This is a genomic window from Chroococcidiopsis thermalis PCC 7203 (genome assembly GCF_000317125.1).
GTDB classification, from domain to species: Bacteria; Cyanobacteriota; Cyanobacteriia; order Cyanobacteriales; family Chroococcidiopsidaceae; genus Chroococcidiopsis; species Chroococcidiopsis thermalis.
The window spans coordinates 6,185,667-6,209,287 of the sequence record NC_019695.1; the positions used below are offsets into that span (position 1 = coordinate 6,185,667).

Below are 23,621 nucleotides of genomic sequence, written 5' to 3' on the forward strand. Positions count from 1 at the left end.
ATGCTATGTCTGAGGAAGTAGCTGATGGCATACGAATTAGAAAAACAGGTGGCGATCGCATCTGTAATCGGAGCAATCAAACTCTGCACGCAAATTCAAAACGATTGCCTGGTTGCTGCAATAGAAAAACCAGATTTTAGTCCAGTCACAATTGCAGATTTAGGCGCTCAGGCAATTATCTGTCAAGCGATCGCGGCAGATTTTCCTCAAGATGCAGTTGTAGGGGAAGAAGATGCAAAGTTGCTGCGCCAACCGCATATGTCTGAGCAACTGGAACAAATCGCATCTTACGTGCGGGTACATATTCCAGAAACATCTGCTGAGACTGTCTTGGAGTGGATCGATCGCGGTAACGGTCAAGTAGGCGGTCGCTTTTGGACTCTAGATCCGATTGACGGGACAAAAGGATTTTTACGCGGCGATCAATATGCGATCGCTCTCGCTTTGATTGAGGATGGAGAAGTCAAGCTAGGGGTGATGGGTTGTCCAGCATTACCACTAGACTTGAATCAGCCACAAGGCGAACGAGGAGTTTTATTTGTAGCTGTGAGGGGACAGGGAACAACTCAAATCGCTTTAAAAAGTGGGGTTTCTCAGCCAATTTTAGGGGCGAGAACTGCGAACAAACACAATTTCCGTTCGACGGAGAGTGTAGAGTCAAGACATGGTAATTTGCCTTTACAACGAGCGATCGCGCAAGCAGTTGGCATGGCTCCCGAGCCACTCTCGATCGATAGCATGGCGAAATATGCCGTAGTTGCTAGGGGTGAAGCTGCTCTTTATTTACGACTGCCTTGGGCAGAATATCCCGATTACCGCGAAAATATTTGGGATCATGCCGCAGGAGCAATCGTTTTAGAAGAGGCTGGCGGTCGTGTTTCAGATATGTACGGTAAGCCTTTGGAGTTTGCTGCTAATGCTAAGATGCTCAATAATCGGGGCATTATTGCTAGTAGTAGCGATATATATGATGCCGTGTTGGATGCACTGCAAGAGAAAGTTTAAGTCAATTTAAAGCTTGTGAGTATTAGGTTAACAGTCGAACATTTGCGGCTGATTTGCAGCCACGCAGAAAGTACTTATCCACATGAGTGCTGTGGCTTATTGCTGGGTAAGTTGAGTCAGGATGACAAAATTTTAGTAGAGGCGATCGCAACTGAAAATGATTGGAATCCAACAGCTGCCGCAGATTTTCAAGCGATCGATCCAAATCTGAATTTAGGCACGCAGAAGAATACTTACTACACGATCGCCCCAGAAGTGATGTTGAAAGTGCAAAAAGAGGCACGCGATCGCCAACTTGATATTATTGGGATTTATCATTCCCACCCCGACCATCCCGCAATTCCATCAGAATTCGATCGCCTCTGTGGGTGGCAAGCCTATTCGTATATCATTGTTTCAGTTCTCCAAGGCAAGGCTAGAGACGTATTGAGTTGGAGCCTTGACGATAACCATCAGTTCCAACCAGAAGAGATTGTCGTAGAAAGATTAATTTAGCGATCGCAAATTTAAGCACCAAAATTTAAGAATTGTATCGCGATCGTATCTAGTGTTTTTCCATTTAAGATACGATGTAGGGTCTGTCTGTATTCAAGATAGATTCCATCTCCCCATCACCCCCTCATGATGGTAATCAACCGGAGACGATGTTAATCCGCTCCTTTCCATCAAACTGTTATGCTCAATCCCAATTTGGATGAAATCCAACTCTCACAAGAAGAATACGAACGTTTTTCCCGTCACCTGATTTTGCCAGAAGTCGGACTGGAAGGACAAAAGCGTTTGAAAGCCGCCAGCGTACTGTGTATCGGTACGGGAGGTTTAGGTGCGCCCCTGTTGTTATACTTAGCGGCAGCTGGGATCGGACGCATCGGGATTGTCGATTTTGATATCGTCGATCGCTCCAATTTACAACGTCAGGTGATTCACGGCACATCTTGGGTTGGGAAACCGAAGATTGAATCTGCTAAAGAGCGAATTCTAGAGATTAATCCTCATTGCCAGGTTGACCTTTATGAAACGCGCTTGAGTTCGGAAAATGCGCTGGAAATCCTCAAACCATACGATATCGTCGCTGATGGAACTGACAATTTCCCTACGCGGTATTTGGTAAACGATGCTTGCGTGTTGTTAGATAAACCGAATGTTTACGGTTCTATTTTCCGATTTGAAGGACAAGCGACTGTATTTAACTATCAGGGTGGTCCTAACTACCGCGATTTATATCCCGAACCCCCACCACCTGGGATGGTTCCTTCCTGCGCTGAAGGTGGAGTACTGGGAGTGCTGTGTGGCATCATTGGCACAATTCAAGCAACAGAAACTGTCAAAATCATTTTGGGTAAAGGAACGACTTTGAGCGGGCGTTTGTTGTTATACAATGCCCTCGATATGAAGTTCCGCGAGTTGAAGTTGCGTCCCAATCCCGTGCGTCCGGTAATTGAAAAGTTAGTAGATTACGAACAATTCTGTGGGATTCCCCAAGCGAAAGCAGAGGAGGCAAAACAGCAGATGAATATTCAAGAAATGACGGTACAGGAATTGAAGCAGTTACTCGATAGTGGTGCTGATGATTTCGTGCTGCTAGATGTGCGTAACCCGCACGAGTATGAAATTGCGAAAATTCCCGGTTCGGTATTAGTGCCTTTGCCAGATATTGAGAATGGGGAAGGTGTGGAGAAGGTAAAAGAGATACTCAACGGTCATCGGTTAATTGCTCATTGTAAAGCAGGAATGCGATCGGCTAAGGCTTTGGGTATTTTGAAGCAAGCTGGGATTGAAGGGACGAATGTAAAGGGTGGAATTACTGCCTGGAGTCAGGAAGTCGATCCTTCTGTGCCTCAATATTAGATCCCCCTAACCCCCTTAGAAAGGGGGAAATAATGCAATATCCCCAGGTAGGAGCGCACAGATGTGCGCTCCTACTGATATGTGTAGGTACAAAAAAAGTAGAGACATTAAATCAATGTCTCTACTTGAAGAACTACCTATGTTTGGTTAAACTGTCGCTGAAACAGGTTGATTTAATGCTTGCTTTAAGATGTCTGCTTTGTCGGTTTTTTCCCAAGGCAAGTCTAAGTCATTTCGTCCCAAATGACCGTAGGCAGCAACATCTTGATAGAAGCGACCACCTCTTTCAGCTGGTAGGTTACGCAAGTTGAAGGCGTGGATAATACCAGCTGGACGGAGTTCAAAATTCTGTTGGACTAACTCCAGCAAACGGTCTTCGTCAATTTTGCCAGTGCCGAATGTTTCTACTAAAATGCTAACGGGTCGCGCTACACCGATCGCATAACTCAGTTGTACTTCGCACTTGTCAGCTAACCCAGCAGCAACAATATTTTTTGCCACGTAGCGGCAAGCATAAGCCGCACTGCGGTCTACTTTAGTGGGGTCTTTACCAGAAAAAGCACCGCCACCATGCCGTGAGTATCCACCGTAGGTATCGACAATAATTTTACGTCCAGTTAAGCCAGAATCACCTTGGGGACCGCCAATGACAAACTTGCCTGTGGGGTTGACTAAAAAGCGAGTTTGTGCGTCTGGTTTGACCTCAATATCGGCAAAGACTGGCTCTACAACCGCTGACCAGAGGTCTTCTCTAATCTTGGCTTGCACTGCTTTCTCGTCGGTGATGTCGCCAATCGTCGGTGCGTGCTGAGTCGAGATTAAAATCGTATCAATTCCTACAGGTCGTCCGTCTTCATAGGCAATTGTAACTTGAGTTTTGCCATCAGGACGCAAGTACGCCAGTTGACCAGTTTTCCGTACTGCGGCTAGACGGCGAGAAATTCGATGGGCAAGGCTGATAGGCAAAGGCATCAATTCGGGGGTTTCGTTACAAGCGAAACCAAACATGATCCCCTGGTCGCCCGCACCCGTAGAATCAAATATTTCTTCACTAGATTTTTCGCGAGTTTCGTGCGCTGTATCAACGCCTTGAGCAATATCAGCCGATTGTTCGTCTAGGGCAACTAGTACGGAACAGCTATTGGAACAAAAGCCATTGACAGCATCGGTGTAGCCAATTTCAGCAATTTTTTGTCTAGCTAAATTGACATAATTAACTTGAGCTTTGCTAGTAATTTCACCAGTAATTAAGACTAATCCAGTGTTAACGACTACTTCTGCTGCGACTCGGCTGGTGGGGTCTTGCGCCAGTAGTGCATCTAAGATAGTGTCGGAAATTTGATCGCAGATCTTATCAGGATGACCTTCAGTGACTGATTCTGAGGAAAATAGGTAGCGACGAGACAAAGGCAGTTCCTCCTTGGAGTTGCTGATATTGAGTAAGTTTGCTTTGAGTGTAGCTATGTCAATCGGCGATCGCCGCCGTTTTACCACTATTTACAATTATTATGTGGGTGCTATCCCCTCAGCGATTAAAAGCTAGATAGACGGTGTGTATTTTAGCCTATCTCAAACAAGTCGGTTTGTAAAAATTCTAGTAGGAAATTTGCCATCTTAACGCAACAGGTGTATTAAGTCTGTGTAAAGTTCGATCGTTTCACAGCTAACCTAAAATGCGCTTAAGTAAGGGTAACTTGCCGCGATAGGGAGGATAGCGTAAATTAATCTCGATCGCCAGAGAACGATACAGTACGCTCTTGTAGTGCGAAAATATGTCAAAACTAGCCTTGCCGTGATATTTTCCCATGCCACTACTACCCACTCCACCAAAGGGTAGTGTGGGAACGACAAATTGCAATACGGTGTCGTTGATGCAGGCGCTACCAGAGGAAGTTTCTGCTAGAACGCGCTTTTGCAGGTTTCTGTCACGAGAAAAGAGGTATAAAGCCAACGGTTTCGATCCTTGATTAACGATCGCGATCGCCTCAGATATATGTTGGTAAGTCACGACTGGTAAAATGGGACCAAAAATTTCTGACTGCATTGCTGGCACGTCTAGGGAAGCTAACTCAATGACAGTGGGTGCAATATAGCGTGACTCGGCATCTGTTTCTCCCCCAAAAACTATCTTGCCATCCGCTAGCAAGGCAACTAAGCGATCGAATTGTTTGCGATCGATAATTCTGCCATAATCGGGGCTATTCGCGGGTTGCGCGCCGTAAAATTCAGCGATGCATTTTTGAATTTTCTCGATAAATTGTTGTTTAATTGCTTCCGGGACTAAAAGATAGTCGGGGGCAATACAACTTTGTCCAGCATTAATAAATTTTCCCCAAGTAATTCGCTTGGCAGCATACTCAAGATTGATGTCAGTATCGACAATACAAGGACTTTTACCACCTAGTTCTAAGACAACTGGAGTTAAGTGCTTGGCTGCCGCTTCCATCACAATTCTACCTACGTTTGTACCACCAGTAAAAAATATATGGTCAAATTTTTCTGTTAATAGTTTTTGGCTAGTCTCGACTCCGCCTTCCACCACTGAAATATATGTGGAATCAAAATATTTTTGTAACATTTTAGCTAAGACCGCAGCAGCGTGAGTAGCGATTTCTGATGGTTTAATAATCGTACAGTTGCCCGCTGCGATCGCCCCCACGAGTGGAGTAATAGCTAACTGCAATGGATAATTCCACGGACTAATAATTAAAACAATTCCTAGCGGTTCTGGATAGATTTTGCCAGCACCAGGTAGTTGTTCAAGCGGAACGGCAGCTTTATGGGGTTTTATCCAACTTTTTAGATGTTTGATGGCGTAGTCGATCTCTTTCTTGACTACGGTAATTTCTGTTAAGTATATTTCAACAACTGGTTTATGGAGATCTGCTTGTAATGCCTCGTTAATAGCAATTTCGTACTCAACTATCGCCTGTTTGAGGATTTTTAGCTGGGCAAGCCGAAAGTCTATCGATCGCGTTTTACCAGTTTGAAAAAATTCTCTTTGTTGGCGTAGCAGCTCGGAGTAATTCATATTTTTTAATTATTTCACTACACTTTGATAGTGAAGTGCTTGCAATAGCACATACAATATTGATATAATTTACTTCATAATGGGAATATACTTGCTTTTTTAAATTGCGCTTATATTTCCATTATTGAACTAAACTACTTTACTACAATTAGGTTTTTAAAACAAGTCGCAACAGCGATCGCTTCTCATAAAATCAATTGCAGAAAAGTCTAGCTCAATGTGAGCGATCGCCCTTGCAAATGACAAATGACGAATGACAAACAACAAGCGAATCTACTTCATCACAGGTAGGCTCACCCTAAAAGTACTACCTTTTCCAAGTTCGGAATCAACTTGTAGCGTACCTTGATGGGCTTCGACAATGCGGCGTGATAAATACAGTCCTAAGCCGCTACCGGAACGCCTATGGCTACCTTGACGGAATCGTTGAAACAAAGTCTCTCTATCTTCAAAGGAAATACCGGAACCCGTATCGATCACGTCTACTTGTAAATAAGAGTCAGGATTGGTAGACACGCAAACGGTAACGGAACCTTTATCGGTAAATTTAAGGGCGTTGCCCACCAGATTAGTAAAGAGACGATGCAATTCCAAGCGATCGCCAGAAACTTGCACAGATGGAATTGGCTGCTGTTGTTGTAACTGGAGCGATACACCTTTATCTTGTGCCAGAGGAGATAGTTCTTTTACGATATCTTCTAGCAAATTTTGCAAGTCTACTGGAAAGAATGCCAAGGTCTTGCGCCCAGCCTCAAAACGATAGACTTCCAACAGCGTATTGACCATTTGCAGCAGATTCTGATTGCTACGAATCATCGTTGCGATCGCTTCATGGATCGGTGGCGATAGTTCTCCTAACGCCCCTTGCGCGAGAAGTACGAGCATTCGGTCGGCAGCAACAAGGGGAGTCCGAAGGTCGTGCGTTAAACGAGAGACAAAATCTTCTCTTTGACGGGCAATTTCATCCCGTTCGTCTACGCTGTGCTTCAACCGTAGTAGCGATCGCACTCTTGCCAAAAGTTCTTCGACTTCGACAGGCTTGCGGATAAAATCGTCTGCACCCGTATCCAAACCTTTAGCCACACTAGGTTGGTCGTAAGCAGTAATCAGTAAAATTGGAATGAAAGGTAGTTTGGCATTTTGCCGGAGGCGCTGAGTCACCTCAAACCCATCCATTCCTGGCATCATCACATCAAGCAGAACGAGATGAGGCGGTGATTTTTCAACTTCTGCTATTGCAGTGGGACCGTCTTCTGCCGTAGTAATGGTGTATCCTTCTTCCTCCAAAATCGTTTGAATTAGGAACACATTATCGGGAGAGTCGTCAACCACGAGAATTCGGTCGGCTTTGGAGGATGGGATAGTCATGAAATCCGCACGCTGCTCAATAAATTAAGATTTTAATATTTTCTAAATATCTATTCGTTGGTATCATTCTTCCTTGTCGTTCCAAAATTAACCTCTTACCCAAGAGAGAATGTTTCTCCAACTACAGATCGTTACATTTTTTGGCAATGTTCGATCGCGGTAGCAAATTCACCTGCCGAGCGAGCAATTGAGGCAAAAAGTTCGCTTCGGCAGATAGATAACAATCTGAAATAGTCAGCATCAGCGATAGTACCAGCGTCTATAACCAACAGCTAACAACCATTTAAAACAAAAAATATCTTTGTGCCATTGGTAAGATTGTAGCTGGTTCGCAAGTGAGAAGCTCTCCATCTGCCCTAACTTCGTAGGTTTCAGGATCGACTTCGATGCGAGGTAGGGCATCGTTTAATTTTAAATCCTGCTTACCGATTTGACGGGTTTGTGAGACAGCCACAGCAGGTTTTTGTAAACCTAACCGAGAAGGAATTTCTTGTTCTAGGGCAATTTGAGAAACAAAAGTCAAGGATGTTGCCGCGATCGCACCGCCAAAACTAGCAAACATGGGACGCATGTGAACTGGTTGGGGAGTGGGAATACTAGCGTTAGCATCACCCATTTGCGACCAAGCAATTAATCCGCCTTTCAGCACAATTTCCGGTTTCACGCCAAAAAATGCCGGTCGCCAGAGACACAAATCGGCAAGTTTCCCCACTTCCACAGAACCGACATAATTAGCAATACCGTGGGTAATAGCGGGGTTGATCGTGTACTTGGCAACGTACCTTTTGGCGCGGAAATTGTCATTTTCTATAGATCCCCCATCGGGAGAAGATAAATGCCCCCTTTGCACTTTCATTTTATGTGCCGTCTGCCAAGTACGGATAATCACTTCCCCTACTCTTCCCATCGCTTGAGAGTCGGAGGAAATCATGCTGAATGCCCCTAAATCGTGCAAAATATCTTCTGCGGCGATCGTTTCTCGACGAATGCGCGACTCGGCAAAGGCGACATCTTCGGCAATACTTGGATCGAGGTGATGGCACACCATCAACATATCTAAGTGTTCATCCAGGGTATTGAGCGTATAAGGGCGCGTAGGATTGGTAGAAGATGGTAAAACGTTGGCTTCACCGCAAACTTTAATAATATCTGGGGCGTGACCGCCGCCAGCCCCTTCTGTATGGTATGTATGAATCGCCCGTCCTTTAAAAGCACCGATGGTAGTTTCAACAAACCCAGCTTCGTTGAGGGTATCGGTGTGAATCGCGACTTGGACATCATGTCGGTCGGCGACATCCAAACAAGTATCGATCGCGGCGGGAGTCGTTCCCCAATCTTCGTGCAATTTCAAACCCATTGCCCCAGCTGCAATCTGTTCGACTAAGCCTTGGGGTTGACTGCTGTTACCCTTACCGAGAAAACCTAAATTGACGGGAAAGGCATCGGCGGCTTGCAACATCCGGTAAATGTTCCAGGGTCCAGGGGTACAGGTTGTGGCATTCGTACCTGTAGTGGGTCCCGTACCTCCACCAATCATAGTTGTCACACCAGAGGCGATCGCCGTTTCAATTTGCTGGGGACAGATAAAGTGAATGTGACTGTCGATCCCACCAGCCGTGACGATTGCGCCTTCTCCTGCTAAGACTTCCGTACCAGGACCGATGATAATATCTACGTTGTCTTGAATGTAAGGATTGCCAGCTTTGCCAATTTTGTAAATCTTACCGTCTTTAATTCCGATATCGGCTTTGACAATCCCCCACCAATCGAGGATTAAAGCGTTGGTAATGACTAAATCGACAGCACCATCAGCATTAGCAATGGGAGATTGTCCCATCCCATCGCGGATGACTTTACCACCACCAAACTTGACTTCATCACCGTAGGTGGTAAAGTCTCGTTCGACTTCGATAAATAATTCTGTATCGGCGAGACGGATGCGATCGCCTGTTGTGGGACCGAAGGTTTCGGCGTAGGCACGGCGATCCATGCGATAGCTCATAGATATTCCTTGTCAGAGTCTATAGGAGATTGAACCATACAGATACAGAAAATATCGAGAAAAATTTTATATAGGTTTCACAAATTCCACGAAAACTATCCGTCTAGCGCTCCATTGACACTACTGTTGAAGCCATAGACATGTCTAGTTCCAGCTAAGGGGATAATGGTAACTTCCCGTTCGTCTCCTGGTTCAAACCGGACAGCCGTACCTGCGGGAATATCTAAGCGCATCCCTTTTGCCCGTTCTCGATCGAATTCTAAGGCAGGATTGACTTCAAAAAAATGATAATGAGAACCAACTTGGATCGGGCGATCGCCTGTATTTGCTACTCGTAAAACAGTTGTGGGACGACCTGCATTTAATTCAATTTCCCCTGACTGGACGATCGTTTCACCTGGAATCATTGCCTATTCCTCGTCTTGCTATTTGCTGATGAAATAAAAACATTGTAGCGATCGCTGACACCGAGCGCTTTCGCACGCCAAAATATAATCGGTTTGGTGTCAACTCTTGCTAGCCACCAAATCTTATGCACAAAATGTTAATTAGTGCAAACTTGTTTGAAGTTCATTATGAACTTACTTCAAAAAATTGCCCATAGCAATTTTTTTCTATGTTATTGAAAATACACTTGGTTAACCAAAAGTGAGTACGATCGCTATTTCTAGCTATGAGATTATTAATAAAATTTACGAAAGCGATCGCTCGGTAGTTTATCGAGCGTGGCGAATCCGCGATCGTCAACCAATTATTCTGAAAATTTTAAAAGCAGAGCAACCTAGTTTAGAAGAGCTGATTCGGTACAAGCAAGAATATGAGATTACCCATTCTTTAAATTTATCTGGAGTCGTAAAAGCTTACAGTTTAGAAAATTTCCAAAACACTGTATTAATTACTTTAGAAGATTTTGGCGGTGAGTCTTTAGAAATTCTCAGTAAAGCTAAAAAGATCGGTCTTAAAAATTTTCTTGAAATTGCTATTCTCATAGTAGAGAGTTTATGCCAAATTCATGCGGCAAATATAATTCATAAAGATATTAGTCCGGCTAATATAGTTTTTAATTCTGCTACCAAGCAACTCAAAATTACTGACTTTGGAGTTGCTACTGTTTTATCTAAAGAAACTCCTAATTTTAGTCATCCTAGTATTTTAGAAGGAACTCTGAATTACATATCTCCAGAACAAACTGGCAGAATGAACCGCAATGTTGATTATCGAACAGATTTTTATTCTTTAGGAGCAACTTTCTATCAATTACTCACCCACCAACTACCATTTGATACTGACGATCCTTTAGAACTCATTCATTGTCACCTTGCTAAGCAGCCAATTCCGCCTCACCAAATCGATCCTAGTATCCCTCTAGCTCTTTCAAAAATTGTTATAAAACTATTGGCAAAAACCGCTGAAGCACGTTACCAAAGTGCCTGGGGAATCAGAGCGGACTTAAAAAATTGTTGGCAGCAATTAGAGAATAATCATACTGTTACAGAATTTGAATTAGGCAAAGAAGATGTTTCCGACAAACTACAAATTCCCCAAAAGCTTTACGGTAGAGAACGAGAGATTAAGATTCTATTAGCGGCTTTTGGGAGAGTCTGTGAAGAAGGACAAAGAAGACAAGGAGGACAAGAGATACCAATTACCAATTACCAATTCAAACCCGAATTAGTCTTAGTTCGTGGATATGCTGGAATTGGCAAATCATCTCTCGTACAGGAAACTTTTAAACTAGTTACTCAAAAAAAAGGATATTTTGTTCAAGGAAAATACGAGCAATATCAACGGCATATTCCTTATTTTGGCTTAATTAAAGCACTGCAAGAATTAGTTCGACAACTCTTATTAGAAGACTCAGATCGATTAGCAAAGTGGCGAGATTGCATTCTCACTACTTGCGGAGAGAATATCGGCGTTCTGATCGATGTTGTTCCCGATTTATCATTGCTTTTAGGTCAACACTCAGCGATCGCAACTTTAAATTCAACAACAGCAGAGCATCGGTTTAAATTAGTATTTCAGAAGTTGATTCAAGTATTTGCCCAGGCAGAACATCCACTCATAATTTTTTTAGACGATCTTCAATGGGTAGATAGAGCTACTCTACAATTAATTCAGATTTTAGTCGCGGAAGGAAAGCAGTATTTATTTTTGATTGGGGCATATCGAGACAATGAAGTTAATGTTTTTCATCCTCTCAGCTTGAGTTTAGAAGAGTTAACTAAATTTGGAGTCACAATTCATTATATCTCTTTAACACCTCTTAATATATCTCAGATTAATCAGCTACTTTTGGAAACTCTTAAGTGCGATCGCGAGGTGACAGAACCTTTAGCAAAACTGATTTTAGAGACAACTCGCGGTAATCCATTTTTTATTAGTGAGTTTATCGCTTATTTAGAAGCAGAAGACTTATTAAAATTTGAACGAGCGAGACAAATTTGGTACTGGAATTTAACAGAAATTCAACTAGCTCAAGCAACTCATAATAATCTTACCGAGCTTCTCGTTAAGAAAATTCAAAAGCTCGATAACAATACACAACAAATTTTAAAACTAGCAGCATGTATTGGTAGTTCGTTTGAGTTATCTACTTTAGTTGGCTGTATGACAAAACCTGCTGAAGTCATAGTGGCACTTCTACAACCAGCGATCGCTGCTAGTTTAATTATCCCTATTGGCAACGATCGCACGGCAATTGAGTTAGGTATTTCTCCAACACGAATATTAACAGTAAGATATAAATTCGCTCACGATCGCATTCAACAAGCCGCCTATTCGTCGATTCCAGAAGGTACAAAACAAACTTTACATCAAATAGTTGGTCGAACCCTACTACAAAATACTCTAGCAGACAAGCAAGAAGAAAAAATTTTTGATATTGTCAATCATCTGAATTTTAGTATCTCTTTGTTACAGAACCAAACTGAAAAAGATGAATTAGCAGCACTAAACTTAACTGCTGCCAAAAAAGCTAAAGAATCCATTGCCTATGAGTCAGCATTGAGTTATGCAAGTTTGGGTATCAAACTTATTGAGGAAAAAAGCTGGCAACGACAATACGAGCTTTCACTTGCTTTATTTTTAGAAGCAGCGGCAGCAGCATATTTGTGTGGCAAATTTACCTCAACAGAAAATTATACAGATATCGTACTACAACAAGCAAAAAATTTATTAGATAAAGTTAAAGTCTATGAAATTAAAATTCTCGCTCATGTTGCCCAAGGAAAACCACTTGCAGCTGTCAGCATAGCAATATACGCCTTGCGGCTTTTAGGAGTTAATTTACCTCACCGAGCGAGTAAATTTAAGATTTTACTAGCGGCGATCGCCACCAAATTTAGCTTATGTCATAAACACATTGAGGCACTAATTAATCTACCATCTATGAGCAATCCCCATACATTAGCAGCTATGAAAATTATGGGAATTGCTGGTTCGCCTACATACAATGCTGCGCCACAATTCGCTCCCTTATTAGCATTTGCTGGAGTCAATCTATCACTAAAATATGGTAATACAGCAATGTCTGCTTATGGTTATGCCAGTTACGGTGTGATGTTATGTGGCATATTGGGGAATATTGATGCTGGCTATCAATTTGGTAAACTTGCTTTAGACCTATTAGAAAAGTTTCAGGCAAAGGAATTAAAAGCTAGAACCTTCATGGTGTTTAATAATTTTATTCGACACTGGAAGGAACATGTTAGAGAAGGCTTACCATCCCTCATAGAAGCTTATCAAAGTGGATTAGATACTGGCGACATTGAATTTGCTGCCTATTGCGGGTTTATTTACTGCTATCATTCCTATTTTGTCGGCAAGGAATTGACAGCACTCGCCCAAGAAATGGAAACATATTTACAAGCAAGCGATCGCCTCAAACAAGAGACAGCCTCGCATTTATTGCAACTCTATAGACAATCTGTCGCAAACTTGTTGGAGACAACAGAAAATCCGTGTTTTTTTAGAGGCAAGTACTACGACGAAAAAAAGATGCTGTCATTACTATTAGCAGTGAATCATAAAACTGCTTTATTTCACTTATATTGTCAGAAACTTGTACTCAATTATCTATTCGAGGCATACGAGCGCGCTGCTGAAAATGCATTGCAAGCAAAAAAATATACAGATGGTGTTATTGCTTCTCTATCTTTACCTATTTTTAATTTTTATCATTCTTTAACTTTAATATCCACATATAGCTCTACTTCAATTTGGCAAAAAAAGCGTATTTTAAAACTTGTCAAGATGAATCAAAGGCAAATGCAAAAATGGGCAAATTCTGCACCAATGAATTATTTGCATAAGTATTATTTAGTTGAAGCTGAGAGAAATCGAGTTCTTGGCAATTGTAACCAAGCAATAGATAACTACGATCGCGCCATTACTTTAGCTCAAAAAAATGCATACTTACAAGAAGAAGCATTAGCAAACGAACTAGCAGCTAAATTCTATTTAGAATTAGGTAAAGACACGATTGCTCGCATTCATCTTTTAAATGCTAGATCTTGTTATCTAGTCTGGGGTGCAATAGCTAAAGTAAAGGCTTTAGATACCAAATATGCTCGATTATTATTTACTTTGGCAAATCAGTCTCATAAATTCACTGCAAGCCATAACATTAATATTCATACATCCGATCGCTTACTCGATTTAAATACATTTATTAAAGCCGCACAGATCGTTTCTGGCGAAATTGTTTTTCAGGACTTAATTCATAAAATAATGCAAACTGCAATCGAGAATGCAGGCGCGGAGTTAGGCTTTTTATTATTGATTCGAGATCAAAAGCTAGTTATAGAAGCAGCTATATCTGTCGCATCATCTGAGCAAACGCTCTCATTTCCTATGGCAGTGACAAGCGATCTGCTACCAATTTCTTTAATTAACTATGTAGCCGAGCATAAACTTGATGTCGTGCTACAAAACACTATTGATAGTTACAATTTTGCCCGCGATCCTTACGTTCAATCGCATAAACCCAAATCAGTATTGTGCGCCCCTATTTTGAATCAAAATCAACTCGTAGGCATTTTCTATTTAGAAAATAATCTTGCCACAGGTGCATTTACGAGCGATCGCTTAGAAATTTTGCGATTGCTCTGTTCTCAAGCGGCAATTTCCTTAAAAAATGCCCAACTGTACCAAGACTTACAGCGATCGGAACTGAAAGAACGAGAAAAAGCTAGTCAATTAGAAAAATCATTAAAAGAACTGCAAATCGCTCAAGATCGTCTCGTACAAGTTCAAGAACAACTACTGCATGATGCCTTTCACGATCCCCTCACCGATTTACCCAATCGTGCTTGGTTGATCGAGCGTTTAGAACAAGCGATCGAAATGCACAAACGCTATCCAGATTATCTCTATGCTTTACTGTTTATCGACCTAGACCGTTTTAAAGTTGTGAATGATAGTTTAGGGCATTTGGTAGGAGATGAGTTAATTAAAAGTGTTGCTAGTAGGTTAAAACTTACTTTACGTGCCTCAGATACAGTAGCGCGACTCGGAGGCGATGAATTTGTAATTCTACTAGAAAACATTCGCGATCTTGAAGAAGCAACTGTGGTAGCAGACAGAATTCAAGCACGCTTAAAACAACCGTATCGACTGCTGGAATATGAAGTTTTTACCAGCGCGAGTATTGGCATCACGTTCAGCACGATGAATTACGAACGAGCAAGCGATGTTCTCAGAGATGCGGATGCAGCCATGTATCATGCAAAAGAGCAACATAAAGGACGATATCAAATCTTTGCCCCCGCAATGCAAGCCCGCGCGATCGCCCGTTTGCAATTAGAAAGCGATTTACGACGGGCGATCGCCCAACAAGAATTATCTTTACATTACCAACCAATTATTCAACTTTCTAGCGGCTGTCTGACTGGATTTGAAGCTTTGATCCGCTGGTATCATCCCCAGCAAGGTTGGATCGCACCAACAGAATTCATTCCAGTTGCAGAAGAAACTGGATTGATCGATTCTTTGGGTTGGTGGGTATTGCAGCAAGCCTGTCTGCAATTACAAACTTGGCGCGAACGATTTCCTAAATATCATAGCCTTGCAGTCAACGTTAATTTGTCAGTGCAACAACTCAAACAAGCAGATGCAGCCGAACGGATCGAGCAAATTTTACAGACAACTCAACTGCCAGGAGAATGTTTGAAACTTGAAATTACCGAAAGCTGCTTGTTAGAAACAGCAGACTTAGCCCCACAGTTACTAGAACGTCTTCAAGCTTTAGGAGTTCAACTGTGTATCGATGATTTCGGTACGGGTTATTCTTCTCTAAGTCGCCTGCACGATCTACCCATTGATACGCTGAAAATCGATCGCTCTTTTGTCAACCATCTCGAATCTAGTCGTCACACTGAAATCGTCCAGACAATCGTTACACTAGCACGCAGTTTGGGCATAGATGCAGTAGCAGAAGGCATAGAAACCCAATTGCAGTTAGAAAAACTACAACAGCTTGGCTGCGATTTAGGGCAAGGATATTTATTTTCTCAACCTGTAGACAGTCAGAAGGCGGAAAAATGGTTGAATAAGTAATTCGGGAGTCGGTACGGGCGGGTTTCCAAACCCGCCCGTACGGGAGTCGAGAGTCGGGAGTAAAAGGCAATACAGTTCAGATCGGACTCGATCCCCCCAACCCCCCTTAACAAGGGGGGCTTTGTTTCCCCCTTTTCCAAGGGGGGCTGGGGGGATCTTCGAGGATCGATCGCTTTTAACTGAAATGTATTGGAGTAAAAGGTTACTAACGACTCACAAATGACAAATGACTAACTATCAAATTGTGTTTCACAAAAACATTGGAGAATTTCAATACAGTTAGCGATCGCTCCTAAATGAGCAATTTCATATCCGTGAGTGTTTTGGGTTGGAAATGCCAAACACGCAGCACGCGCAACGTGTCCGAATTTCATGGCGATTGAAGCGTCGCTGCCAAACCCGCTGAGGGTTGCTAACTGCAAGGGAACATTCTTTGCTTCTGCTGCATGACGCAGTTGTTGGTTCAAACCTTCATCGTAAATTCCATAACCATCTTGAGACAAAATTACGGGCGCTTCCCCAGACTGAATTGGATACTCTGAAGAGAGAGGGCAGATTTCTAAGGCGATTAATCCATCCAAGCGTTGCTGCTGCGTGAAATATAGCGCCCCAATTGCTCCCACTTCTTCTTTTGCAGAAGCTACCAAATAGATATCTACTGCTGGTTGTTTAATTCTCTCAGCTAAAGCCAGCAAGATCGCAACGGAAGCTTTGTTATCTAAAGTGTAGCTGGCAATATGGTCTTTTAATCCGATCGGACGCTTGCGATGCTTGCCAATTACCATCCGCGTACCCGCACGAACTCCCGCAGCTGCGAGTTCTTCAGGAGTACGCATAGTTTCAATCCAGGCATCTTCCCATCTTACAGGCGTATCTTCCTGCTGCACTTTTTGGGGCGACTCGTGGGAAACGTGGCGAGAACCAAAGCTGAGAATGCCGCTAATAGTTTCGTTGTCTCCCAGCAGATCCACGACTCCTTCGCCATATACCCAAGGGAAAGCACCGCCTAGTTTTCTAACTTCTACGCACCCATCATCGCCCACACTCTTGACAATTGCGCCAATTTCATCTTTGTGGGCAGTAATCGCGATCGCACCTTGAGGATCTCGCCCAGGAATTTTGGCAATAATATTATCGGCACGATCTAGCCACACTTCTACTCCCAAAGCAGAGAAGCGATCGAGCAAGAATTGATTAATCTCTGTCTCAACTCCACTGGGAGAGTGATGCATGACTAATTCTTCGATAGTGGTAAATAGGCGATCGTAGTTAGACACGAAGGATGAATGAGAATGAGGTGTAGAGATGTTATCTGCAATGCCTCTACAGTAACAAGGGCTGAGCGATTAACTCCATCGATCTTCGATAATTGTTCCTCATCTCTTGTTCTTGTATAGCGATACCGTAGTCCCTGCCGCAGTGCCGAGGGTAGCCAACATGAATGCGTTTAATCCAGCAGTTGATGATTCAGAAGATGATTTAGCAGTAGATGCAGATTTGAGGCTAGATAAAGCTAATTCTCCTACTAATGCATGGACTCCAGTTGTGGGGTGCAAATTGTCCCAGAAGAGATATTCGTTAGGATTGCTGCATACGCTTGTTCGAGTCAAGCAAGTATCGGTGACATTGGTAAGCCCAAACTCAGATGGATTGGCGATCGCTCGTCTGAATAGAGAATTCACGTCCACTGAGACAATATTAGTATTGGTTCTCTTATCCAAGACTTGCAAAGTTGCTGCCAAGCCAGTGTTATGAAATTGAGTCAAAGCATTCAGGGTGTTAGCAATTTCTTGATTATTCCTAGTAGCGGGAATGCGCCCCAAATCTGGTAAATTTACTACTAAAATATGTCTTGCCCCGCGCTCTGCGAGAGTACTTACTGCTGATGTAATATTGTTAACTGGTACGAACGGATCGGTGACTCCACCTCCTAAATAGTCATTTGCTCCCACCCATATAACATAAAGCGCTCTGCGATCGGCTTTGGGATGCTGAGCTTTAAAATTCTCTAGCTGCTGCTGCAATCCTGGTAAAGGAGGCGTGTTGGGAGGTAGTGGGGCAGTAGTATTATTCTTGCCAGTCGTGGCTCCGCCAAAAGCGTAATTCGTAAGGCGATCGCGACTTAACCCTAAATTGTCTACCAGATAATCTATCCAGATCGAACCGTTAGAGAAACGTCCTTCAGAGTACGGCGGACTGGGAGGAATGCCTGTAGCTTGAAATGTATTCCCCGTATCGGAAAGACTATCGCCAAACACGACGATCTGACTGAAAGGAGTTTTTGCTTGTGCTTGTAGGGGGACAATACACGAACCGATCGCAAGTCCCGTAGCGAGAATTTTGATTCTAACGTTCTCTTTTTTTGCCATCTAATTTTACCAGGGAGCGCACGAGCGCACGAGCGCACGAGCAGAGGGAGAATTTAATTCCTAATTCCGACTTCTGACTCCTGACTCTTGACTCCTGACTCCTGACTCCTGTTTGCTGACAACTGACAGAAAATTCTACCATTAGTTAGAATCATCTTCCCTGCTAGACATACAATAATCCCCTGCTATACTACAATGTATTACAAAGGAGTTAGCACGATTTGTTCGAGCTATCTGCCAACAACAGCCCTAAGTCAGCACCACAATCTATGACTAGCATTGCTAGATCGTCACAAACTGAAGCGGTAGCGCTCGCAGCCTACGACCTGTGGAAATCCTATCGCGATCGCCCAGTCGTACAGGGAGTCAACTTCACCCTCAATCCAGGAGAGATTTTAGGCTTGCTCGGTCCCAACGGTGCGGGAAAAACGACGATTGTGAGAATGCTTTATGGTTCTGTCAGACCCGATCGCGGCTTCGTCCAGTTAGGGCAAAATAAAATTCAGTTGCAGGGACGAGCAGCTAGAGCAAAAATGGGAATTGTCACCCAAGAAGACAATCTCGACCCTGACTTTACAGTTTGGGAAAATTTAACTTATTTCGCCCACCACTATAGAATTACTGGAGCGGCAGCACGTCAACGTGCCGGGGAATTGTTGGCTCTGGTAGGATTAGAAGACCGTGGCAGTTCCCTGGTTGACGAACTTTCAGGTGGGATGAAGCGGCGGTTGGTGCTAGCACGCGCTTTGATTAACCATCCTCAAGTCGTATTTCTCGACGAGCCGACAACAGGACTCGACCCAAATGCACGACAAGATTTTTGGCGTTTGGTACTGCAATTAAAACAAAACGGTTGTGGGGTACTGTTGACAACTCATTATATGGATGAAGCGCAACGGCTGTGCGATCGCTTGTTGTTACTCCAGCAGGGCAAAATTCTCGATCGCGGCACGCCCGCAGAGTTAATCGAACGTACAGTAGGTTTAGAAGTGGCGGAAATTATCGGGATTCCTGAATCTACGATTCAACAGCTTGCCCAACAAGCAGGTACTTGGTATCACCCATTTGGCAATAGCTATTTACTTGGGCTACCAGCAGATCCCCAATTTTGGCAGCAGATCCATACCATAACACCAACTCCGCCCATTCGTCGTCCCACTAATCTTGAAGATGTTTTCTTACGACTGACAGGAACAGCACTGGCATGAAACGGATTTCAGTTACGGCTTGGGGTATATATTCTGTCTGGCGTCGTCATGCCAAGGTGTATCAAAAAACTTGGTTAGTTAACAGTTTGCCACCATTATCCGAGCCTTTAATCTATTTAATTGCCTTCGGCTACGGTTTAACCCCTCTGATTGGCGATGTAACTTATCAAGGGCAAACCGTTAGCTACTTACAATTTATTGCCCCCGGCATGATTGCAGTAGGAGTACTCTTTCAATCTTTTTTTGAAGGTTCTTTCGGTAGTTTCATCCGTTTGAGTTACCAAAAAACATGGCAAGCACTACTCACCGCACCTCTGAGTTTTACTGAAGTCTTCTTAGGCGATTGGTTGTGGGCAACGACGAAAGGCTCGATTGCAGGAATACTGACCGGTCTAGTTGCAATGAGTTTAGGGCTATACTCGGGTTGGCATCTGCTAGGAGCTCTACCTTTAATTATCTTGGGTAGTATGCTATTTGGTGCGCTAGGGCTGTTTACTGCGGGTACGGTGCGGACTGTCGATCAAATTAACGTGCCGATCTTCTTATTTGTTGTCCCCATGTTTACCATTTGTGGGACATACTTCCCGCGCAATACTCTCCCACCAGTGTTGGGTTATGTTGCTAATATCTTACCCTTATCAGCACTAGTTGACCTGCTGCGTTGGTCGCTGGGTTTGCCTCAATTCTGGTATTTACAGGTTGTGTGGTTACTCTTGTGGTTGAGCGTTTTTACCGTATTAGCTTGGCGACAGATTTATCCGCAGTTAATTCAATAGTTGAACTGAACCATCTCAGAATAATTCTAGCGATCGCACCAGCATTGATAAAATCGGGATGACTGGATTCGAACCAGCGGCCCCTTCGTCCCGAACGAAGTGCGCTACCAAGCTGCGCTACATCCCGCGATCGTTTTGAGTCATTAGACGAACTCAACCTCAAAGCATTGTAACATACCTGTCTACCTGCTGAAATTTCGCTTTTGGGTCAGACAGGGGATGAGGTACATAGATCTGTAGGGGCGCACAGCTGTGCGCCCCTACGCATGTATTACACCTGCATGGAAAACGCTATAGAATTTCAATGTTTCTGTAAAGTTTGAAATTTTATATATCAAGCAGTATATGGATCGGCTAAAATGAGTAAAAGTTTTCACAGAGAGAACAGCTTACTGTTTGCGCGATGAAATAGCAAGAATGGCTCTCAGGAAAACTTGATTATACATATCTTTCTACGCGAGAAACCGAGAAGAAATCGCCTGAGCTTTTTGGCTCAGGCAACTTATAACCTGGTCCACTTCTTCAGACTACTTCACGCTAATTTAGATCGATAACAGTAAATTTCCCTAAAACCGATAGAGTAGTTACTAATAAATCAGTATAAATATGGTAGCTATCTGATTTGTCAAGATTTTCCCAGCCCTTCAACGCACAATTCATTGAGTTCGTGCAGATTTTGTACAGCAAAAAACAGGGATATAGCATGACTAAATCCCTATTAGTAGCTCAGGCAAAGCTAGACTGAACTGTGATGCTAACTCAATCGAAACACGAGAAAGATTCAATCTGCGCTCTGAATAATTTGTCACTTTGGCTCGGTAAATGACAGTCGTTCGCCAAACTCTTCATTGTAGCCTTCTTCACCGTGTTCGCTAATATCCATACCTTGAAGTTCTGCTTCTGGTTTGAGTCGCAGTCCTACAGTAATATCCAAAATTTTCATTAAGATAAAAGTCCCGATCGCGGCGATCGCGTAAGCAATTAAAACTGCAACAATTTGAACGATAAACTGGTTGAAATTTCCCCGTAACAAACCATCTTTACCAGCTGAATTAACTTCCGTAGTAGCGAAGATACCCGTGAGAATTGCGCCCACTGTTCCGCCCACACCATGTACGGGAAAAGTATCGAGGGAATCGTCAAATTGCAACTTTGCTTTAAAAGTGACGGCATAGAAGCAGACTAAAGCAGCCGACATCAGCATAAATGCCGTATCTGCTGCGGTTTGCGCGTTGGCGATCGCAGCAGTTGCGTCACTTGGTGCAGCAACTGCTTGTCCCGCAAGTGAGAATATTAGCCCCAAGACAATGGCGATCGCGAGCGAAACTTTTTGCAACACTGATTTTTCCTTAGACTTCCAACAGTTGTAAAACAATTTCATCTATGCCGCGTGGATACCATTCCATCAATATCTAAGCCACGATTCTGTGTTCAGGAATACATTTTACCTGCTGTCATCCCCCTTGCGATAGAGCGATAAAAAACCTGCTAGCAGTTTCAATTGGATTGAAACTGACAGCAGGTTATTTTTACTTAACTAGCTACGAACTAGAAAAAGTTTAGTTAAACAGCCTAGTAAGGATTACTAGATACATCGCCAGCTCGCTTACCCATATTAGTAGCACTAGTATCAGCAAACCCAGTCACATCAGTTTCTTTGAGAAAGCCACTGTATGCTTCCATACCATGTTCGCCAATATCCAAGCCTTCAAATTCCTCTTCGGCAGTCACGCGAATTCCCAAAGTTGCTTTCAGCGCTAGCCAAAAGATAGTAGATAACAGGACAGTCATACCACCAACGGTGATGATACCGATGAACTGCGCCCATAGTTGTGAGAAACCACCACCGAGCAGCAATCCTCTCGCAGGTCCCAATCCGTCTTCATACAAGTTCAGCGCTCCACCTGGACCTTCAGCAAATAAACCTACGCACAGAGTCCCGAATATACCGCAGACAAGGTGAACGGAGGTTGCACCTACAGGGTCATCAATTTTGATTTTGTCGAAGAAGGTAACGGAGAAAACAACGATGATACCAGCAATTAGACCAATTACCGCCGACCAAGGCACGCTAACAAAAGCACAAGGAGCAGTAATTGCTACCAAACCCGCCAGAATCCCGTTGATAATCATGGACAAGTCAGGTTTACCTAAGTAAAGCCAAGCAACAATAGTAGCAGCGATACCACCCATAGAACCAGCTAGGTTAGTCGTGACTGCAATATGAGCAATACTGGGGCTGACTGCCATCGTAGAACCAGGGTTGAAACCAAACCAGCCCAACCACAGAATTAAACAGCCTAGAGTGGCAATACTCATGTTATGCCCGGGCATGGCGACTGAAGTGCCATTTTGGTATTTACCGATCCTGGGTCCTAAGAACGCCGCACCCATCAAAGCCGCCCAACCACCTACAGAGTGGACTACAGTGGAACCAGCAAAGTCCCAGAATCCAGCTTTTGCCAACCAACCGCCACCCCAAATCCAGTGACCTGTAATTGGGTACGCAACCCCGACTAACAATACGCTAAAGATTAAGAAGTCAACAAACTTGATCCGTTCCGCTACAGCACCCGAAACAATCGTAGCAGCAGTACCAGCGAATACAAGTTGGAACAAGAACTTGGCAAGCAAGGGTACTCCTGCCCAGTTGAGCGCACCAAACACGCCTTTGTATGCATCTGCCGTTGCCGGACTGTTATCTGCTCCCGCTAAGAACCAGCCCGTCGTACCAACGAAGGGATTGCCATCGCCGAACATTAAACCAAATCCAATTGCCCAAAACGCCACGGTAGAAAGGGCAAATACGATTAGGTTTTTTGACAAGACGTTAACAGCGTTTTTCTGACGGCAAAAGCCAGTTTCCAACATCCCGAAACCAGCATTCATAAAAAACACTAAAAAAGCAGCAATACACACCCAAAGAGTATCTATTCCTACCTTGAGATTTTGTAATTCCTCCGCTACTTTATCTTGACTTGCAGGTGCGGCATCTTGGGCAACTGCGGCATAACCCCACGCCAGCACAATAACTACTGTTAGGGGAATGCAAGCCTGCCAAGAAGGAGACAATCGCTTCACCGCTAACTTTAGCTGCGTGAATAGAGATGTATGCTGAGATAAACGCTTCATTCCAGCAGCAGGTAGCCGCTTTCTATTTATTCTGCGTTTATTTTTGGGTCTTAGTTTTAACATCATCACTTGTAACTATCCTCAAGCGGGCAAAAACTCTATAAAGTGGCTGATTAGCTACCAATTCTCGATTCAGAAGCGGCTATATTTAAACTCAATAACCAGATGCTGTCGATCTCGTGGTGTTTTTTCAGTTGTAAGCTAACTACCACAAAACTTGGCGCTACTCATTGCTGTAGGTTTAAATCTACAAAAAAGTATGTATACACCAGTAGGGGCAGATTGAAGTTAACACTTTTACCCGTGAAAACCATTAGCTTGTTG

15 protein-coding genes and 1 tRNA gene are annotated in these 23,621 nt (G+C 43.4%); 6 read left to right on the forward strand and 10 right to left on the reverse strand.

What is annotated here, in order from left to right:
- Positions 1 to 24: 24 nt before the first annotated feature.
- The 3 genes from CHRO_RS26945 (at position 25) to moeB (ending at position 2,853) form a co-directional block, all read left to right on the forward strand.
- On the forward strand, positions 25 to 1,005 hold the full coding sequence (locus CHRO_RS26945; protein WP_015157392.1) for a 3'(2'),5'-bisphosphate nucleotidase: 981 nt from the start codon (positions 25 to 27) through the stop codon (positions 1,003 to 1,005).
- A gap of 15 nt (positions 1,006 to 1,020) precedes the next feature.
- Positions 1,021 to 1,500 carry a M67 family metallopeptidase gene (locus CHRO_RS26950; RefSeq protein ID WP_015157393.1) on the forward strand — a complete coding sequence of 160 codons (480 nt, stop codon included), beginning with the start codon at positions 1,021 to 1,023 and terminating at the stop codon, positions 1,498 to 1,500.
- A 180-nt stretch (positions 1,501 to 1,680) separates the two neighbouring features.
- Positions 1,681 to 2,853: a molybdopterin-synthase adenylyltransferase MoeB gene (moeB, locus tag CHRO_RS26955; protein WP_015157394.1), complete on the forward strand. Its 1,173-nt coding sequence runs from the start codon at positions 1,681 to 1,683 to the stop codon at positions 2,851 to 2,853.
- A 147-nt stretch (positions 2,854 to 3,000) separates the two neighbouring features.
- Here moeB and metK read toward each other — a convergent pair whose 3' ends face one another.
- The 5 genes from metK to CHRO_RS26980 all read right to left on the reverse strand — a co-directional run bounded on the left by metK (position 3,001) and on the right by CHRO_RS26980 (position 9,661).
- Complete coding sequence (metK, locus tag CHRO_RS26960) at positions 3,001 to 4,260, reverse strand: methionine adenosyltransferase (RefSeq protein WP_015157395.1); 1,260 nt, start codon at positions 4,258 to 4,260, stop codon at positions 3,001 to 3,003.
- Between the two features lie 256 nt (positions 4,261 to 4,516).
- On the reverse strand, positions 4,517 to 5,884 hold the full coding sequence (locus tag CHRO_RS26965; RefSeq protein WP_015157396.1) for an aldehyde dehydrogenase family protein: 1,368 nt from the start codon (positions 5,882 to 5,884) through the stop codon (positions 4,517 to 4,519).
- Between the two features lie 273 nt (positions 5,885 to 6,157).
- Positions 6,158 to 7,252, reverse strand: a complete 1,095-nt coding sequence (locus CHRO_RS26970) for an ATP-binding response regulator (protein WP_015157397.1) — start codon at positions 7,250 to 7,252, stop codon at positions 6,158 to 6,160.
- A 283-nt stretch (positions 7,253 to 7,535) separates the two neighbouring features.
- Entirely contained in the window at positions 7,536 to 9,254 is a 1,719-nt protein-coding gene (ureC, locus tag CHRO_RS26975; RefSeq protein ID WP_015157398.1) for an urease subunit alpha, read from the reverse strand.
- 95 nt (positions 9,255 to 9,349) lie between these two features.
- Positions 9,350 to 9,661, reverse strand: a complete 312-nt coding sequence (locus tag CHRO_RS26980; protein ID WP_015157399.1) for an urease subunit beta — start codon at positions 9,659 to 9,661, stop codon at positions 9,350 to 9,352.
- Between the two features lie 241 nt (positions 9,662 to 9,902).
- Here CHRO_RS26980 and CHRO_RS26985 point away from each other — a divergent pair, with 241 nt between their 5' ends.
- Positions 9,903 to 15,812, forward strand: coding sequence for an EAL domain-containing protein (locus tag CHRO_RS26985; protein WP_015157400.1), 5,910 nt, complete (start codon positions 9,903 to 9,905; stop codon positions 15,810 to 15,812).
- 230 nt (positions 15,813 to 16,042) lie between these two features.
- On the opposite strand, the gene CHRO_RS26990 is transcribed toward CHRO_RS26985, so the two are convergent.
- Together CHRO_RS26990 and CHRO_RS26995 are read right to left on the reverse strand one after the other, a co-directional pair.
- Positions 16,043 to 17,089, reverse strand: a complete 1,047-nt coding sequence (locus tag CHRO_RS26990; protein ID WP_015157401.1) for a M42 family metallopeptidase — start codon at positions 17,087 to 17,089, stop codon at positions 16,043 to 16,045.
- A gap of 99 nt (positions 17,090 to 17,188) precedes the next feature.
- On the reverse strand, positions 17,189 to 18,181 hold the full coding sequence (locus CHRO_RS26995) for an SGNH/GDSL hydrolase family protein (RefSeq protein ID WP_015157402.1): 993 nt from the start codon (positions 18,179 to 18,181) through the stop codon (positions 17,189 to 17,191).
- 269 nt (positions 18,182 to 18,450) lie between these two features.
- Here CHRO_RS26995 and CHRO_RS27000 point away from each other — a divergent pair, with 269 nt between their 5' ends.
- The gene (locus CHRO_RS27000; RefSeq protein ID WP_041462657.1) at positions 18,451 to 19,389 is read left to right on the forward strand and encodes an ABC transporter ATP-binding protein; all 939 of its coding nucleotides are present in this window, start codon (positions 18,451 to 18,453) and stop codon (positions 19,387 to 19,389) included.
- A complete protein-coding gene (locus CHRO_RS27005; RefSeq protein ID WP_015157404.1) occupies positions 19,386 to 20,165 on the forward strand; it encodes an ABC transporter permease in 780 nt (259 codons plus the stop codon). Before CHRO_RS27000 ends, CHRO_RS27005 begins: the two co-directional genes overlap by 4 nt.
- 53 nt (positions 20,166 to 20,218) lie before the next feature.
- Here CHRO_RS27005 and CHRO_RS27010 read toward each other — a convergent pair.
- From CHRO_RS27010 to CHRO_RS27020, 3 genes are all read right to left on the reverse strand, one after another.
- A tRNA-Pro gene (locus tag CHRO_RS27010) sits at positions 20,219 to 20,292 on the reverse strand.
- A gap of 678 nt (positions 20,293 to 20,970) precedes the next feature.
- Complete coding sequence (locus CHRO_RS27015; RefSeq protein ID WP_041462658.1) at positions 20,971 to 21,504, reverse strand: ammonium transporter; 534 nt, start codon at positions 21,502 to 21,504, stop codon at positions 20,971 to 20,973.
- A gap of 233 nt (positions 21,505 to 21,737) precedes the next feature.
- A complete protein-coding gene (locus CHRO_RS27020) occupies positions 21,738 to 23,297 on the reverse strand; it encodes an ammonium transporter (RefSeq protein ID WP_051033315.1) in 1,560 nt (519 codons plus the stop codon).
- Positions 23,298 to 23,621: the final 324 nt, after the last annotated feature.

Bases quoted from the DNA above. Each gene is read 5' to 3' on its own strand.
- CHRO_RS26995 (WP_015157402.1), bottom strand. From the start codon at position 18,181: ATGGCAAAAAAAGAGAACGTTAGAATCAAAATTCTCGCTACGGGACTT.
- CHRO_RS26945 (WP_015157392.1), top strand. From the start codon at position 25: ATGGCATACGAATTAGAAAAACAGGTGGCGATCGCATCTGTAATCGGA.
- CHRO_RS26970 (WP_015157397.1), bottom strand. From the start codon at position 7,252: ATGACTATCCCATCCTCCAAAGCCGACCGAATTCTCGTGGTTGACGAC.
- CHRO_RS27000 (WP_041462657.1), top strand. From the start codon at position 18,451: ATGACTAGCATTGCTAGATCGTCACAAACTGAAGCGGTAGCGCTCGCA.
- CHRO_RS26980 (WP_015157399.1), bottom strand. From the start codon at position 9,661: ATGATTCCAGGTGAAACGATCGTCCAGTCAGGGGAAATTGAATTAAAT.
- CHRO_RS27020 (WP_051033315.1), bottom strand. From the start codon at position 23,297: ATGAAGCGTTTATCTCAGCATACATCTCTATTCACGCAGCTAAAGTTA.
- moeB (WP_015157394.1), top strand. From the start codon at position 1,681: ATGCTCAATCCCAATTTGGATGAAATCCAACTCTCACAAGAAGAATAC.
- ureC (WP_015157398.1), bottom strand. From the start codon at position 9,254: ATGAGCTATCGCATGGATCGCCGTGCCTACGCCGAAACCTTCGGTCCC.
- CHRO_RS27005 (WP_015157404.1), top strand. From the start codon at position 19,386: ATGAAACGGATTTCAGTTACGGCTTGGGGTATATATTCTGTCTGGCGT.
- CHRO_RS26965 (WP_015157396.1), bottom strand. From the start codon at position 5,884: ATGAATTACTCCGAGCTGCTACGCCAACAAAGAGAATTTTTTCAAACT.